The following is a 15,327-nucleotide window of genomic DNA, read 5'->3' as shown; positions in this document are numbered from 1 at the left end:
ACGGGAGAGAGCCATGACCATCGAAGCCTATGTCGCCTTCTGCATTGCCGCCATCGCCATCGTCATTGTGCCGGGCCCGACCGTCACCATCGTCATCGCCAACAGCCTCAAGCACGGCGCCCGCGCCGGTCTTCTCAATGTCGCCGGCACCCAGGCGGGCCTCGTGGTCTGGATGGCCATCGCCATTGCCGGACTTGCTTCGGCCATCACCTATATGGGCGTCTGGTTCGATGTGCTGCGCCTTGCGGGTGCTGCCTATCTCATCTGGCTCGGCATCAAGCTCTTGCGCTCCAAGGGCGACGTGTTGACCCAGAGCGCGCCCGCGGCGCCGAGAGGTGGCTTTTTTCTGCAGGGCTTCGTCGTCATCCTGTCCAACCCGAAAGTGCTGCTCGTCTTTGGCGCGCTCATCCCGCAATTCATTTCGCCCAATGGCGATTACCTGAACCAGCTGATCCTGCTGGGCTTGAGCTTCATGGTCATCGCCACCGTCTTCGACAGTCTCTATGCTTTCGCCGCCGGCAATGCCGGGTCATGGCTCTCGCAGAAGCGGGTGCGCTTCGTCGAGATGTCGAGCGGCCTGTGCCTGATCGGCGGCGGCATCTGGCTGGCTTTGCGCGGCCGCTGAGCGTCGGCCAAGGTATCCCCACGTAAGCACATTCGAGCCATGCCATCTGACCGGTTGACAGGGCAGGCAAGCACGCGCACGAAGGCATCGTCCTGAAAGCATTAGGAAAAGACCGAGAAACCATGCCCAGCTATCGTTCCCGCACCACCACCCATGGCCGCAACATGGCCGGCGCCCGCGGCCTCTGGCGCGCCACCGGCATGAAGGACAGCGATTTCGGCAAGCCGATCATCGCCGTGGTCAACTCATTCACCCAGTTCGTGCCGGGCCATGTGCATCTGAAGGATCTCGGCCAGCTCGTCGCGCGCGAAATCGAGGCGGCGGGCGGTGTCGCCAAGGAGTTCAACACCATCGCGGTGGATGACGGCATCGCCATGGGCCATGACGGCATGCTCTATTCGCTGCCGTCGCGCGAGCTCATCGCGGATTCGGTCGAATACATGGTCAACGCCCATTGCGCCGACGCGATGGTCTGCATCTCCAATTGCGACAAGATCACCCCCGGCATGCTGATGGCGGCGCTGCGCCTCAATATCCCGGTCGTCTTCGTCTCGGGCGGGCCGATGGAGGCCGGCAAGGTGGTGCTCAAGGGCAAGGAAGTCGCCCTCGACCTCGTCGACGCCATGGTGGCGGCCGTCGATGACAAGGTGTCCGAGGAGGACATGAAGGTCATCGAGCGCTCGGCATGCCCGACCTGCGGCTCGTGCTCCGGCATGTTCACGGCCAATTCGATGAACTGCCTCACCGAGGCGCTCGGCCTGTCGCTGCCCGGCAACGGCTCGACGCTCGCCACCCATGCCGACCGCCGCCGGCTCTTCGTCGAGGCCGGCCATCTCGTCGTCGACCTGGCGCGGCGCTATTACGAGCAGGACGATGCGAGCGTGCTGCCGCGCTCGGTCGCGAGCTTCGCCGCCTTCGAGAATGCCATGACCCTCGACATCGCCATGGGCGGCTCGACCAATACGGTGCTGCATCTGCTCGCGGCCGCGCATGAGGCCGAACTCGATTTCACCATGGCCGATATCGACCGGCTGTCGCGCCGCGTGCCGGTGCTGTGCAAGGTCGCCCCTTCCAAGTCGGACGTGCATATGGAGGACGTGCACCGCGCCGGCGGCATCATGGCGATCCTCGGCGAGCTCGATCGCGCCGGTCTGATCGACACCTCTGTCGGCTCCGTCCATTCGGAAACGCTGGGTGTCGCGCTCGAACAATGGGACGTGATGCGCACCAGGAGCGCCAAGGTGAGCGACTTCTTCCGCGCCGCGCCGGGTGGTGTGCCGACCCAGGTCGCCTTCAGCCAGGAGCGCCGCTATGACGATCTCGATCTCGACCGCAAGACGGGCGTGATCCGCTCGGCCGAGCATGCCTTCTCCAAGGATGGCGGGCTGGCGGTGCTCTACGGCAACCTGGCCGAGCTCGGCGCCATCGTGAAGACGGCGGGCGTCGATGAATCGATCCTGGTTTTCTCAGGGCCGGCCGTCGTGTTCGAAAGCCAGGATTCGGCGGTAAATGGCATTCTCACCGGCAAGGTCAAGGCCGGCGATGTCGTCGTCATCCGTTATGAAGGCCCGCGCGGTGGTCCCGGCATGCAGGAGATGCTGTATCCGACGAGCTATCTCAAATCGAAGGGGCTCGGCAAAGCCTGCGCCCTCATCACCGATGGGCGTTTCTCGGGCGGCACATCCGGCCTTTCCATCGGCCATGCCTCGCCCGAAGCGGCGGAAGGCGGGTTGATCGGCCTCGTCCGGACCGGCGACAGGATCGAGATCGACATCCCGAAGCGCAAGATGCATCTGGCCGTCGATGAGGCCGAGATCGCCAGGCGCCGCGCCGCCAAGACGGCACACGACGGCGCCGTCTGGAAGCCGGAAGAGAAGCGCAGTCGCAAGGTCACGACCGCCTTGCGCGCTTATGCGTCGATGGCGACAAGTGCCGCGAAAGGCGCCGTCCGCCACGTGCCGGAATGAGTTTTGGCTCCCTCCGGCGCATCGCAAGATGCGCGGGAGGGAGAGCAGATCAGCCCATGCCCAACTTTTTGGCGAGCTCTTCGTCCCAGTAAGTGGCTTCGATCTTGTGGCCATCGAGGTCGCGCAGGAAACAGCCATAATAGGGTTCGCCATACTCCTCACGCGGACCGGGCTTGCCGTCATCGCTGGCGCCGGCGGCGATCGCCGCCTTGTGGAAGGCGTCGACCTCGGCCTTCGAGCCCGCCATGAAGCTGACATGGGTGCCGTTGCCGACGGTGGCCTTCTTGCCGTCGTGAGGCGCCCCCACCCAGAATTCGGGGAACTGCTTGCCGAAGGCGGCGACGCCCGGATGCTCCATGATGATCTTGCAGCCGAGGGTCGCGAGCACCTTCTCGTAGAAAGCCCTGGCTTTGTCATACTGGTTGGTGCCCAGGGACACATGCGAAATAGTCGAAGGATTGTCGTTGGCCATTATGGTTACTCCCGCTTGATTTGGGGATCTTACTGCCTTCTGCTGACAGGTTGCGGCAGGAGCGCGATCGGGCTATGGCTGGCGCCATGGCGCGCACAGGCTTCTATCCCGGCAGTTTCGACCCCGTCACCTATGGCCATCTCGACATCATCGCGAGAGCGGCGCGGCTGGTGGACAAGCTCGTTCTTGGGGTCGGAACGCATCACGGCAAGAAGGGGCTGATCGATGCCGAGACGCGCATCAAGCTGCTCGAAACCGTGACGGCGCCGATCGCCCAGCATACCGGCATCAAGATCGTGGTCGAAGCCTTCGACGATCTCGCCGTCGATGCGGCGCGGCGCGCCCAGGCCGGCCTCATCATCAGGGGCCTGCGCGATGCGAGCGATTTCGACTACGAGGTCCAGATGGGCCAGATGAACGGTTCAATGGCGCCCGACATCGAGACCGTGTTCCTGGCCGCCAGCCCGGCGACGCGGATGATCGCATCCTCGCTCGTCAAGCAGATCGCCGCCATGGGCGGCGACGTCACATTGTTCATCCCCAAGGAAGCGCTTGCCGCCGTCAAAGCTGCCCTCAAAAAGCCCGCCTGAGGGGGAAAACCCGCTGCATTCAACTCAAGGAGACCCCACATGAGATTCAAACTGGGCCTTGTCGGCCTGATCGCCGCCGTGGCGCTCGGCAGCCTGCCGCTCGCGGCGCAGGAGCTCGACCCCGAGAACACCCTGGTGATCAAGACCTCCGACAAGTGCGACATCACGATCAAGCTCCGGCCCGACCTCGCGCCCAAGCATGTGGCGCAGATCAAGAAGCTGGCGCGCGCCAAATATTATGACGGCGTCCCGTTCCATCGCGTGATCGAAGGTTTCATGGCGCAGACCGGCGACGGCCAGAATGGCGACGGCACCGGCGGGTCGAACGAACCCAATTTGCCGGCTGAATTCACCAACACGCATTTCGCGCGTGGCGTGGTCGGCATGGCGCGCACCTCCGATCCCAACTCGGCGAACAGCCAGTTCTTCATCATGTTCGCCGATGGCGGCTTCCTCGACGGACAATATACGGTGTTCGGCGAAGTCGCGTCCGGCATGGACTGCGTCGACAAGGTCGCCAAGGGCGAGCCGCCCGCGAAACCAGATAAGATGGTAACTGTCAGAGTCATGAAGGATATCAAGTGATGGCTAGCGATCTCGAAAACACGATCTATATGGACCTCGGCAAGGGCCGCGTGGTCATCGAGCTCCGTCCCGATCTCGCCCCCAATCACGTGGCGCGCATCAAAGAACTGGCGCGCGAGGGTTTCTATGACGGCGTGCCGTTCCACCGCGTCATCGAGGGCTTCATGGCGCAGGGCGGTGATCCGACCGGCAGCGGCATGGGCGGCTCGAAGAAGCCCAACCTCAAGGCCGAGTTTTCGCGCGAGCCGCATGTGCGCGGCGTGTGCTCGATGGCGCGCTCATCCAATCCGGATTCGGCCAACAGCCAGTTCTTCATCTGCTTCGGCGATGCCACCTTCCTCGACAAGCAATATACGGTGTGGGGCAAGGTGAGCTCCGGCATGGAACATGTCGACGCGCTGAAGCGCGGCGAGCCGGTGCGCGAACCCGATCGCATCGTGAAGATGCAGGTCGCGGCCGACGCGACGGCCTGATCGCGACATGCTGCTGATCGGAAAACGGGGGGCACTGGCGGGTGCGATGCTGCTGATCTCGGCGGGCGAGGCTCTCGCCACCGAGAATATCGTCTGCACCGCGCCCAATTACGATACGTCTTTCAGCTTTCTGGTCGGCACCACGCCGGGTCTCAAACCCTTGAGCCTCAGCATGGAGGCCAAGGGCAGGAAATGGGCGACGTCGGCCGAGGCCGGCGTCACTCCCATCCTCGTCGCCCAGTCTTTCTCCGACGAAGGGGGCATGAAGATCGATGTCACCGATGGCAATGCCGAGGCTATCATCGCCAAGCTGCGCGTGAGCTATGCGCATGAAGAGGGGACCGACGGCATCTTCTCCGGCACCCTTCATATCGTCGGTGTCGGTGCCTGGCCGGTTACCTGCCTGGGAGAGTAGCTCCCATGCGCGTAGCCGATTTCGATTTCAATCTTCCCGACGAGCGCATCGCGCTCAGACCCGTGCATCCGCGCGACGCGGCGAAGCTCCTGGTGGTGCGTCCGACGGCGCTGGAAGACCGGGTGGTGCGGGATCTATCGTCGCTTTTGCGTCCCGGCGACGTTCTGGTCTTCAATAATACCAAAGTCATCCCCGCCGCGCTGACCGGCAACCGGATCGGACGCGGCGAGGCGACGCCCCGGATCGAGGCGCTCCTGCATCAGCGTCTCGACGGGTCACGCTGGAAGGCCTTCGCCAAGCCCGGCAAGCGGCTCGCCGTCGGCGATCGCATCCGCTTCGGCGCCGAAGGCCGGGTCTGCCTCCTGGGTGTCCTCGACGCTACCGTCGAGCAAAAAGGCGAGGGCGGCGAGATTACATTGGCGTTCGACTTCCATGGGCCAATTTTGGATGAAGCCATCGCCGCTTTGGGCGACATGCCTCTGCCGCCCTATATCGCCGGCAAACGTGAGTGCGACGAGCAGGATCGCGTCGATTACCAAACCGTCTTCGCCGAGACGGAAGGGGCGGTGGCTGCGCCGACGGCTGGCCTGCACTTCACGCCGGACTTGATGAAGTCTCTTCAAGAGTCTGGAATTAAAGAAGAATTTTTAACGCTCCACGTCGGGGCTGGTACTTTCCTGCCGGTCAAGGCGGAGGATACGGCCGAGCACCGGATGCATTCGGAATGGGGTGTGGTGCCCGCCGATGTGGTGGCCCGGCTAAAGGAGGCTCGGGCCAGAGGCGGACGCATCGTGCCGGTCGGAACGACGTCGCTCCGGCTCCTCGAAAGCGCCGCCCGCTCGGGCGAGCTCGCGCCTTTCGAGGGCACGACTGATATTTTCATCACCCCCGGCTACCGCTTCAGGGTCGCCGATCTGCTGCTGACCAATTTCCACCTGCCGCGCTCGACGCTGTTCATGCTGGTCGCGGCCTTTGCCGGGCTCGAGCGGATGAAGAGCGCTTATGCCCATGCCATTGCGGGAAACTATCGGTTCTATTCCTATGGCGATGCCAGCCTGCTATTCCCCGCGCCATCATGAGCGAAGGCTTTTCCTTTACCCTGCATAAGACCGACGGCGCGGCGCGCCGCGGCACCATCACCACCGGACGCGGCGAGATTCGCACGCCCGCCTTCATGCCCGTCGGCACTGCCGGCACGGTAAAGGCCCTTTACCCTGAGCAGGTACGCGAGACCGGTGCCGACATCATCCTCGGCAATGTCTATCACCTGATGCTCAGGCCTGGTCCCGAGGAGGTGGCGAAGCTTGGCGGCCTGCATCGCTTCGCCAACTGGCCGCGACCGATCCTCACCGATTCCGGCGGCTTCCAGATCATGTCGCTCGCCAAATTGCGCAAGATCTCGGAAAAGGGCGCCGTCTTCCAGTCGCATATCGACGGACGGAAATACGAGCTCACCCCCGAGCGCTCGATGGAGATCCAGAGGCTGCTCGGATCCGACATCCAGATGCAGCTCGACGAGTGCCTGATGTATCCCCATACCGACAAGGATGCCGAACGCGCCATGCAGCTGTCGCTGCGCTGGGCCGAGCGCTCGCGCCAGGCTTTCGGCACGCAGCCGGGACGCGGCAATTTCGGCATCGTGCAGGGTGGCGTGAATGAGAGGCTGCGGCGGATCTCGGCCGAAGGCCTCCGCTCAATCGGCTTCGAGGGCTATGCGATCGGCGGCCTCGCCGTGGGTGAGGGCCAGGCGCTGATGCTGCAGACGATCGAGAGCACCGTCCCGCATCTCCCCGCCGACCGGCCGCGCTATCTGATGGGTGTGGGCACGCCCGAGGACATCCTGGAAGCGGTGGCGCGCGGCGTCGACATGTTCGACTGCGTGATGCCGACCCGTTCCGGCCGCCACGGCCAGGCTTTCACACGCTTCGGCAAGATCAATCTGCGCAACGCCAGGCATGCCGACGATCCGCGCCCGCTCGATCCCGAAAGCCCATGCCCGGCGCTGTCCGTCTACTCCCGGGCCTATCTGCATCATCTCATCCGCTCAGGCGAGATTCTCGGCATGATGCTGCTCACCTGGGCCAATGTCGCCTATTACCAGTCGCTGATGCAGGGCATCCGGGACGCCATCGACCAGGACCGGTTCGAGGATTTCCGGCTTGCGACCAAGGAACAGTGGCAGCGAGGGGATGTTTCCGCCTAGATTTCCTCATCAGGTCACCCCGAGGAGGCAGCGTCCGATGAAAATGAGTGGCGAAGAGATCATTCCGGCATCGCGAGAGACGGTCTGGAAGGCGCTGAACGACCCGGAAATCCTGAAGCAGTCGATCCCGGGTTGTGAGGCGATCACCAAACATTCGGACACCGAACTCGAGGCGAAGGTGACGGTGAAGGTCGGACCGGTCAAGGCCGCCTTCACCGGAAATGTCAATCTGACGGATCTCAACCCGCCCGCGAGCTACCGGATTTCGGGCGAGGGCAAGGGCATTGCCGGCCTCGCCAATGGCGGGGCGGATGTGCGCCTCGAAGAGGTCGACGGCGGCACGAAGCTCTCCTATGACGTCGATGCGCAAGTGGGCGGCAAGCTCGCCATGCTGGGCTCGCGCCTCATCGATTCCACCGCGCGGTCGCTGGCGACCCAGTTCTTCGACAAATTCGCCAAGATCGTCGGCGGCGTCACGGAAGAGGAGGCGCCCAAGAAAGGCGCCAAGAAAGCAAAGAAATCCAAGCGCTGAGTCTCACAGCTGGTAGCCGAAGAGACGCAGGGCGAGGAAGATCGCCGCGAAGATCGCCATATAGGCAAGAGCACCATAGAAGACGGCCATATGCAGGATGCGCAGCCAGGGCGGCGCCGCTTTGAGGCGGCGATTGAGCCCGAATAGCAGCGACAACAGCACGATGGCGATGGCGAGAATCGTCAACCTGATCAGCATCGTCGGCTATTTACCGCTTCCCGCGACATGGTCGCCGTCGCGTGTCAGGTAATAGGCAAAAAGAATCGGCAGGAAAGTCACCGCTATCACGAAAATGGCGACCACATTGGTCACCGGGCGCTGGCGCGGCCGGATGAGCTCGGTCAGCATCCAGATCGGCAAGGTCGCCTGCTGGCCGGCGGTAAAGGTCGTCACGATCACCTCGTCGAATGAGAGCGCAAAGGCCAGCATGCCGCCCGCGAGCAAGGCTGAGCGGATGTTGGGCAGCACCACATAGCGGAAAGTCTGGAAGCCGTCAGCGCCGAGATCCATCGAGGCTTCGATGAGGCTTCCTGATGTTCGCCGGAAGCGGGCCAGCGCATTGTTGTAGACGACGACGATGCAGAAAGTGGCATGGCCAAGCACGATCGTCCAGAAGGAGAAGTCGAAATTCATGATGTTGAAGGCCGAGCGCAGCGAGATGCCGGTGATGATGCCGGGGAGCGCTATCGGGAGGATGAACAGGAGCGAGATGTAATCGCGACCAAAGAAGCGGGCGCGCGCGACCGCCGCCGCGGCGCAGGTGCCGAGCACCAAGGCGATGGCCGTGGCGATCGTCGCGACCTTCACGGATAGCCACAGCGCGTTCCAGATGTCCTGGCGCTCCCACACGGCGCCGAACCATTTGAGGGTCAGTCCCGGCGGCGGAAATTGATAGCTCTTCTCCTCGGTGGTGAAGGCATAGAGGAAGATCAGCAAGAGCGGCACATGCAGGAACAGGAGCCCGGCGATTGCTGCGAGGCTCAATGCACGGGGCGCCGGCTGACCGTGATCAGAGCGCATCGAAGGCCCCCATGCGCTTGGCGATGGTCAGATAGATGCCCATGATCACGATCGGCACCACGGTGAAGGCGGCGGCGAGCGGGATGTTGCCGGCGGTGCCCTGCAGCGTATAGACGACCTGGCCCAGGAAGTAGCTCGACGTGCCGACGATCTGCGGGATGATGTAATCGCCCAAGGTGAGCGAGAAGGTGAAGATCGATCCGGCGATGAGACCCGGCAGCGCCAAGGGAAAGATCACCGTCCAGAAGGTCTGGCGCGGCATGGCGCCGAGATCGGCCGATGCCTCGAGAAGATTGGCCGGCACGCGTTCGAGCGCCGCCTGCGTCGGGAGGATCATGTAAGGCAGCCACACATAGAGAAATACGAGGAAGGTGCCGATATAGCTGATGCTGAGCGAGGGGCCGCCGATGACTGGGATGGCCAGGATAGCGTCCAGGAGCCAGGTCAGATAGAGCTTGCCCGCGAGCCAGGTGATGATGCCTTCCTTGGCGAGGATGAGTTTCCAGGCATAGACGCGCACCAGGTAGCTTGACCACAGCGGCAGCATCACCGCCAGATAGAAGAGCGCCTTCCAGCGTCCGCGCGCATAGCGTGCCGCGTAATAGGCAATCGGGAAGGCGATAAGGGCGGCCGCCAGCGTAACCGCGACCGCCATGAGGAGGCTTCTCAGGATGACGTCGATATTGGCGAGATTGAAAAGCTCGGCATAGGTGGACAGCGTGAACTCGCGCTTCACCATGCCGGAGAATTCGTCGATCGAGAAGAAGCTCTGGACCAGGAGCGCCAGCAGCGAGCCCAGATAGACGATGCCGAGCCACAGAAGCGGCGGCGCGAGCAACAGCGCCAGCAGAAGATGCGGATGCCGGAACAGCGTGTCGGATATCCGCCGCAGGACACCGCCGCGCCGGTCATGGACGGTGCCGGCGACGACGTCGGTCACGCCTCGTCCTCCATGGCATGGAAGGCGCTCGCCGGCCACTGCAAGGTCACCGTGTCGCCGACATTGAGCGCGCCGAACGAGGAGGGTGCGGAGACCGCGATCGACTGGCCGGCGGCATCGGTATTCACCCGCGTCACCGCGCCTTGATAATGGACCGAGGTGACCTTGGCCTCGACCGCATGGGGTGCGGCGTTCGTTCTGCCGGTGCCGGCGGAGAGAACGATCTTCTCGGGTCTGAGGCTCACCCATTTGCCGGGGCCGCCCGTTCTTTGCGAGAAATCGGGCGGCAGCACATTCGAGGAACCGACGAAGTCGGCGACGAAACGGGTGCGCGGGCGCTCATAGATGTCATGCGGCGCGCCGACCTGGACGATCTTGCCCTGGTTGAAGATGGCGACCCGGTCAGCCATCGACAGAGCCTCACCTTGATCATGGGTGACGAAAACGAAAGTGATGCCGAGATTGCGCTGCAGGGTCTTGAGCTCGACCTGCATCTGCTCGCGCAATTTGAGATCGAGGGCGCCCAGCGGTTCGTCGAGAAGCAGCACTTTCGGTTCGTTCACGAGGGCGCGGGCGAGCGCCACACGCTGGCGCTGGCCGCCCGACAGCTGCGAGGGCCGGCGCTTCTCGAAACCCTTGAGCTCGACGAGGTCGAGGGCCTTCAGCGCCTTCGTTACGCAGTCTTGGCGAGCCACGCCCTTGACCATCAGTCCATAGGCGACATTGCCGAGGACGGTCATATGCGGGAAGAGCGCATAGTCCTGGAAGACGGTGTTCACGTTGCGCCGGTAGGGCGGCAGGCCTTCGGCGGTCTCGCCGAAAATCTCGATATGGCCGCTGGTCGGCTGCTCGAAGCCGGCGATGAGGCGCAGGCAAGTGGTCTTGCCCGAACCGGACGGGCCCAGCATGGCGAAGAACTCGCCCGGCGCGATGTCGAGCACAACGTCGTCAACCGCGCGCACGGGACCGAAATGGCGCGAGACATTCTGGAAGGAAACTGCCGTTGTCATAAGGAGGACTCCCGCCGCCGGCGGGAGCTTCTGTCGTTCAGCGGCCGCCGAGCACGGCGATATAGTCGGAGACCCAGCGATAATAGGGCACACAGCCGGCGCTCTGGCTCGCGCATTTGGCGACCGGCGTACGCCAGAAGTGGATCTTGTCGAAATTGCCGAAACCGTTGGTCTCGCAGCCGGCATCGGTCAGGAGCGCATTGCCCGTGCAGGCTGCGGGGACGGCCGGCACGGAGCCGAACCAGGCGGCGAGATCGCCCTGCAGCTTCGGGCTCAGCGAATGTTCGAGCCACATATAGGCGCAGTTCGGATTGGAGGCTTCCGAGTGCATCATCGTCGTATCGGCCCATCCGGTGGCGCCTTCCTCTGGGAAGGTCGAGGCGATCGGCTGCTTGTCGGCGATGAGCATGTTCACCTGGAATGGCCAGGAGGAAGATGCGGCGACACCTTCATTCTTGAAATCGTCGACCTGGATGAAGGCGTCATGCCAGTAGCGGCCCACCAGCTTGCGCTGGGCGCGCAGCAGTTCGAGCGCGGCCTTGTACTGATCCTCGTTGAGCTCATAGGGGTCCTTGATGCCGAGCTCGGGCTTGTGCTTCATCAGATAGAGCGCGGCATCGGCGATATAGATCGGTCCGTCGAAGGCCTGGACGCGGCCCTTGTTGGACTGGCCGTCGGGAAGATTCTGTTCCTCGAAGACGACGCTCCAGCTTTTCGGCGGTTCCTTGAATACGGTGGTATTGTAGGCGAGGACATTCGGTCCCCATTGATAGGGAACGCCGTAGTGGACGCCTTCGACGGTAAACCACGGCGCGTTCTGCAGTCGCTCGTCGACCGTCTTCCAGGACGGAATCAGATCGGTGTTGATCGGCTGCACGCGCTTGCCCGAGATGAGGCGCAGCGAAGCGTCACCCGAGGCGGTAACGAGATCGAAGCCGCCTTCGTTCATCAGGGCGACCATTTCATCCGACGTGCCGGCCGTCTTCACATTGACTTTGCAGCCGGTCTTCTTCTCGAACTCTGTGACCCAGTCGTAATTCTTGTCGGACTCGCCGCGTTCGATGTAGCCTGGCCAGGCGACGATGTTGAGCTGGCCCTCGCCGGGGCCGATTTCCTTCTTCATCTCGGCCGCGGCAGCCAGGCCGGAGAGTGCGGCAATCGCTATCAGGGAAACGAAAGTACGCTTCACGGAATTCATGATTTCCTTCCTCCTGCGAGCCAGTATGATTGTAACGCGCACCGGATGGCTCTCTTCGATGTGCCGCGCGCTTCTCAGCGCGCCGCCGAATTCGCCGCGTACTGAGTTCTAGTTGCTGCAACGTTAGCTTGTCTGCCAAATGAAGGGAAGTGGGTCTTAAACCTTTGTTAAGGATGAGCAATGGCACTGTGGCTTAAGGATCCGCTGGCCATTCTGGCGGAAAATGCTGAACGCGGCGTCGTTGTCGAAGGGGCGCGCATCGTCGAGCTGGTGGCGAAGGGGGCAGAGCCCGCCACGGTGATCGACGAGATATTCGAGGCGGGACGGCATGTAATGTTGCCGGGCCTCGTCAACACGCATCATCATTTCTACCAGACCCTGACGCGCGCACATCCTGATGCGATCAACAAGGAGTTGTTCGCCTGGCTCAAAACATTCTACCCGGTCTGGGCGAGACTCCGGCCGGAAGACCTCGCGGTCGCCACGAGGCTCGCCTTGACCGAGCTCCTTATGTCCGGCGTCACCACGACATCTTACCATCATTACCTGTTTCCCGATGGTCTCGATGACGCCGTTGATATCCAGGTCGCGGAAGCGCGCCGCACGGGCCTCAGGATGACGGTCACGCGCGGCTCGATGAACCTATCGGTCAAGGATGGCGGTCTGCCGCCCGATTCGGTTGTGCAGGATGAAGATGCCATCCTGGCCGATTGCGAGCGCGCCATCGCGCGCCATCACGAGCGCGGCGAGGGCGCCATGGTTCAGATCGCGCTGGCGCCATGTTCGCCCTTCAGCGTTACCAGGGAGCTGATGCGCGCGACGGCCCGGCTTGCCGAGACGCATGATTGCCGCCTCCACACCCATCTCGCCGAGACACGGGACGAAGATGCCTTTTGCCGCCAGATGTTCGGCATGTCGCCGCTCGACTACCTCGAGGATACCGGCTGGCTCACGGCGCGCAGCTGGCTCGCCCATGGCATTCACTTCTCCGACAGCGATATAGAGCGGCTGGGCCGGCACGGCGTTGGCATATGCCACTGTCCGACCTCGAACATGCTGCTCGCATCGGGGCGCTGCCGCACCTGCGAACTCGAGGCGGCCGGCGTGGCGGTCGGCCTCGGCGTCGACGGCGCGGCCTCCAATGACAGCTCCAATCTGATGGAGGGCGTGCGCCATGCGCTGCTCGTCAACCGTCTGACCTATGGCACGAAGGTCACCCATCTCGATGCCTTGCGCTGGGCGACATCGGGTTCGGCCCGCTGCCTCGGACGCAACGATATCGGCGTGATTTCAATGGGCAAGCAGGCGGACCTGGCGCTCTTTGATCTGGATGAATTGCGCTTCTCGGGCGCCGGCGATCCCTTGGCGGCGCTGATTCTCTGTGGGGCGCATCGGGCGGACCGGGTCATGGTCGCCGGAAAATGGAAAGTGACGGCCGGAATGCCGGTCGGTGTCGATCTGGAGTGGCTCAAGGCCGAGCACGGAACGGCCGCTCGCCGGCTCGTGATGTTGGATTGACCAAAATTTTAATTGCATGATAAGCTTTTATCCAAGAAGAAATATAAGCGTGGGAACGTTAAGGGGTGAGCATGGGCAGTTCTAACGGACAGCCGGCGGTCGTTGTTGAGGGATTGCACAAGAGCTTTGGTGATCTTGAAGTATTGAAGGGCGTGTCGCTCACCGCCCACGAGGGCGATGTGGTGTCGATGATCGGCGCCTCCGGCTCGGGCAAGAGCACGTTCCTGCGCTGCATCAATTTCCTCGAAATGCCGACCCAGGGCCGCATCCAGGTCACCGGCGAGGAGATCAGCCTCAAGACCGGGCATGACGGCAATCTGCACCCGACCGACCGCAAGCAGCTGGAGCGCATCCGCACCCGCCTCGGCATGGTGTTCCAGTCCTTCAATCTCTGGCCGCATCTGAACGTGCTGGAGAATGTGATCGAGGCACCGGTGCATGTGCTCAAGGTGCCGAAGGCGGAAGCCATCGAGCGCGGCGACGCGCTGCTCCAGAAGGTCGGCCTCTACGAGAAGCGCACACAGTATCCGGCCTTCCTGTCGGGCGGCCAGCAGCAGCGCGCGGCCATTGCGCGGGCCCTGGCGATGAATCCCAAGGTGATGCTTTTCGACGAGCCGACCTCGGCCTTGGACCCTGAACTTGTCGGTGAGGTGCTCAGGGTCATACGCGATCTCGCGCTCGAGGGGCGGACGATGATTCTCGTGACCCATGAAATGAAGTTCGCCCGCGATGTGTCGAGCCATGTGATCTACCTGCACAAAGGCCTGATCGAGGAGGAGGGCCCCCCGACCCAGGTCTTCGGGTCGCCGAGGAGCGACAGGTGCAGGCAGTTCGTCTCCGGAATTCACTAACCCGTTTGCAACGTTTGGACGACGTGCTTTAGTTGACCGCGCTTCGAATACGAGGCGTCGGGGCTTTCACAAAAACCGGATCGAATGATCCAATACTAGGGAGAGAAGAAACCATGACATTCACCCGCCGCTTGATGATGGCCGTCGCGGTCACCGCGCTATGCGGTTTCGCCGCTGAGGCCAAAGCCGATTTGAAGTTCGGTGTAGCCGCCGAACCTTATCCGCCCTTCACCTCCAAGGATGCTTCCGGCACATGGGTCGGCTGGGAAGTCGACCTGATGAACGCCGTCTGCGCCCAGATGAAGGAAAAATGCGAACTGGTCGAAGTGGCCTGGGACGGCATCATACCGGCCCTGACCGCCAAGCAGATCGACGTGATCTGGTCGTCGATGTCGATCACCCCCGAACGCAAGCAGACGATCGACTTCACCAAGATGTATTACAATACGCCCACCGTCATTATCGGCGCCAAGAACGGCGATACCGACATTACGCCGGAGCATCTCAAGGGCAAGACGATCGGCGTCCAGGTTTCGACCATCCACCAGAAATACGTCGAGAAGTATTTCGGCGCCGACTCGACCATCAAGACCTATCAGACGCAGGACGAGGCGAACAACGATCTCGCCGCCGGCCGCCTCGATTATGTGCAGGCGGATGGGAGCGCGCTCGATACTTATCTCAAGACCGATCAAGGCGCCGCCTGCTGTGAGTTGAAGGGTGCGGTGCCGGAGGATCCCGAAATTCTCGGCGAAGGTGTCGGCGGCGGTGTCCGCAAGGAAGATACCGAACTCAAAGCGAAACTCGACACCGCGATCGACGCGCTCGCCAAGTCGGGTGAGATCAACAAGATCACTGAAAAATATCCCGAACTCGTCGGAAAGATGATACTCCCGCAGTGATCGGCTGTGGCTGCTTCCAGATTCCC

18 protein-coding genes are annotated in these 15,327 nt (G+C 62.7%); 12 read left to right on the top strand and 6 right to left on the bottom strand.

Translation table 11 applies throughout. The features are described 5' to 3' along the window. Positions 1 to 13 precede the first annotated feature (13 nt). Entirely contained in the window at positions 14 to 625 is a 612-nt protein-coding gene (locus G5V57_RS29255; RefSeq protein ID WP_165171975.1) for a LysE family translocator, read from the top strand. 122 nt (positions 626 to 747) lie between these two features. Further along, the gene (gene ilvD, locus G5V57_RS29250) at positions 748 to 2,592 is read left to right on the top strand and encodes a dihydroxy-acid dehydratase (protein WP_165171973.1); all 1,845 of its coding nucleotides are present in this window, start codon (positions 748 to 750) and stop codon (positions 2,590 to 2,592) included. Positions 2,593 to 2,641: 49 nt separating this feature from the next. Here the strand turns inward: ilvD and G5V57_RS29245 are convergent, their stop codons facing one another. Next, complete coding sequence (locus tag G5V57_RS29245; protein WP_165171971.1) at positions 2,642 to 3,064, bottom strand: VOC family protein; 423 nt, start codon at positions 3,062 to 3,064, stop codon at positions 2,642 to 2,644. Between the two features lie 86 nt (positions 3,065 to 3,150). Here G5V57_RS29245 and coaD point away from each other — a divergent pair, with 86 nt between their 5' ends. The 7 genes from coaD to G5V57_RS29210 are packed head-to-tail and all read left to right on the top strand — an operon-like array spanning position 3,151 to position 7,862. Continuing rightward, on the top strand, positions 3,151 to 3,654 hold the full coding sequence (gene coaD, locus G5V57_RS29240) for a pantetheine-phosphate adenylyltransferase (protein WP_165174320.1): 504 nt from the start codon (positions 3,151 to 3,153) through the stop codon (positions 3,652 to 3,654). Positions 3,655 to 3,693: 39 nt separating this feature from the next. Then, positions 3,694 to 4,239 carry a peptidylprolyl isomerase gene (locus tag G5V57_RS29235; protein ID WP_165171969.1) on the top strand — a complete coding sequence of 182 codons (546 nt, stop codon included), beginning with the start codon at positions 3,694 to 3,696 and terminating at the stop codon, positions 4,237 to 4,239. Beyond that, complete coding sequence (locus G5V57_RS29230) at positions 4,239 to 4,712, top strand: peptidylprolyl isomerase (protein ID WP_165171967.1); 474 nt, start codon at positions 4,239 to 4,241, stop codon at positions 4,710 to 4,712. The genes G5V57_RS29235 and G5V57_RS29230 overlap by 1 nt, the downstream gene beginning before the upstream one ends. Before the next feature lie 7 nt (positions 4,713 to 4,719). Next, a complete protein-coding gene (locus G5V57_RS29225) occupies positions 4,720 to 5,127 on the top strand; it encodes a hypothetical protein (protein WP_165171965.1) in 408 nt (135 codons plus the stop codon). Positions 5,128 to 5,132: 5 nt separating this feature from the next. Further along, positions 5,133 to 6,206, top strand: coding sequence for a tRNA preQ1(34) S-adenosylmethionine ribosyltransferase-isomerase QueA (gene queA / locus G5V57_RS29220; protein ID WP_165171963.1), 1,074 nt, complete (start codon positions 5,133 to 5,135; stop codon positions 6,204 to 6,206). Beyond that, the gene (tgt, locus tag G5V57_RS29215; RefSeq protein WP_165171961.1) at positions 6,203 to 7,330 is read left to right on the top strand and encodes a tRNA guanosine(34) transglycosylase Tgt; all 1,128 of its coding nucleotides are present in this window, start codon (positions 6,203 to 6,205) and stop codon (positions 7,328 to 7,330) included. The genes queA and tgt overlap by 4 nt, the downstream gene beginning before the upstream one ends. Positions 7,331 to 7,367: 37 nt before the next feature. After that, positions 7,368 to 7,862 (top strand): carbon monoxide dehydrogenase subunit G, encoded by a 495-nt coding sequence (locus G5V57_RS29210; protein ID WP_165171959.1) that lies wholly within the window; start codon positions 7,368 to 7,370, stop codon positions 7,860 to 7,862. Positions 7,863 to 7,865: 3 nt separating this feature from the next. Here G5V57_RS29210 and G5V57_RS29205 read toward each other — a convergent pair whose 3' ends face one another. Genes G5V57_RS29205 through G5V57_RS29185 form a run of 5 tightly spaced genes read right to left on the bottom strand, consistent with a single transcriptional unit; the run spans position 7,866 to position 12,030 of the window. After that, positions 7,866 to 8,060 carry a hypothetical protein gene (locus G5V57_RS29205; RefSeq protein WP_165171957.1) on the bottom strand — a complete coding sequence of 65 codons (195 nt, stop codon included), beginning with the start codon at positions 8,058 to 8,060 and terminating at the stop codon, positions 7,866 to 7,868. A 6-nt stretch (positions 8,061 to 8,066) separates the two neighbouring features. Beyond that, positions 8,067 to 8,882, bottom strand: coding sequence for an ABC transporter permease (locus tag G5V57_RS29200; RefSeq protein WP_165171955.1), 816 nt, complete (start codon positions 8,880 to 8,882; stop codon positions 8,067 to 8,069). Continuing rightward, on the bottom strand, positions 8,872 to 9,822 hold the full coding sequence (locus tag G5V57_RS29195; protein ID WP_165171953.1) for an ABC transporter permease: 951 nt from the start codon (positions 9,820 to 9,822) through the stop codon (positions 8,872 to 8,874). Before G5V57_RS29195 ends, G5V57_RS29200 begins: the two co-directional genes overlap by 11 nt. Then, positions 9,819 to 10,832: an ABC transporter ATP-binding protein gene (locus tag G5V57_RS29190; protein ID WP_165171951.1), complete on the bottom strand. Its 1,014-nt coding sequence runs from the start codon at positions 10,830 to 10,832 to the stop codon at positions 9,819 to 9,821. The genes G5V57_RS29195 and G5V57_RS29190 overlap by 4 nt, the downstream gene beginning before the upstream one ends. A gap of 37 nt (positions 10,833 to 10,869) precedes the next feature. Next, the gene (locus G5V57_RS29185; RefSeq protein WP_165171949.1) at positions 10,870 to 12,030 is read right to left on the bottom strand and encodes an ABC transporter substrate-binding protein; all 1,161 of its coding nucleotides are present in this window, start codon (positions 12,028 to 12,030) and stop codon (positions 10,870 to 10,872) included. 180 nt (positions 12,031 to 12,210) lie between these two features. Between G5V57_RS29185 and G5V57_RS29180 the strand changes: the two genes are divergently transcribed. The 3 genes from G5V57_RS29180 (at position 12,211) to G5V57_RS29170 (ending at position 15,301) form a co-directional block, all read left to right on the top strand. Then, a complete protein-coding gene (locus G5V57_RS29180) occupies positions 12,211 to 13,548 on the top strand; it encodes an 8-oxoguanine deaminase (RefSeq protein ID WP_165171947.1) in 1,338 nt (445 codons plus the stop codon). A 71-nt stretch (positions 13,549 to 13,619) separates the two neighbouring features. Further along, positions 13,620 to 14,399 (top strand): ABC transporter ATP-binding protein, encoded by a 780-nt coding sequence (locus tag G5V57_RS29175; protein WP_165171945.1) that lies wholly within the window; start codon positions 13,620 to 13,622, stop codon positions 14,397 to 14,399. A 113-nt stretch (positions 14,400 to 14,512) separates the two neighbouring features. Next, positions 14,513 to 15,301 (top strand): transporter substrate-binding domain-containing protein, encoded by a 789-nt coding sequence (locus tag G5V57_RS29170; protein ID WP_371744684.1) that lies wholly within the window; start codon positions 14,513 to 14,515, stop codon positions 15,299 to 15,301. The last annotated feature ends 26 nt before the right edge of the window (positions 15,302 to 15,327 follow it).

The sequence above is a fragment of the Nordella sp. HKS 07 genome (genome assembly GCF_011046735.1).
In the GTDB taxonomy this organism is placed as follows: Bacteria; Pseudomonadota; Alphaproteobacteria; order Rhizobiales; family Aestuariivirgaceae; genus Taklimakanibacter.
This window is presented reverse-complemented; position numbering and strand designations above follow the sequence as displayed.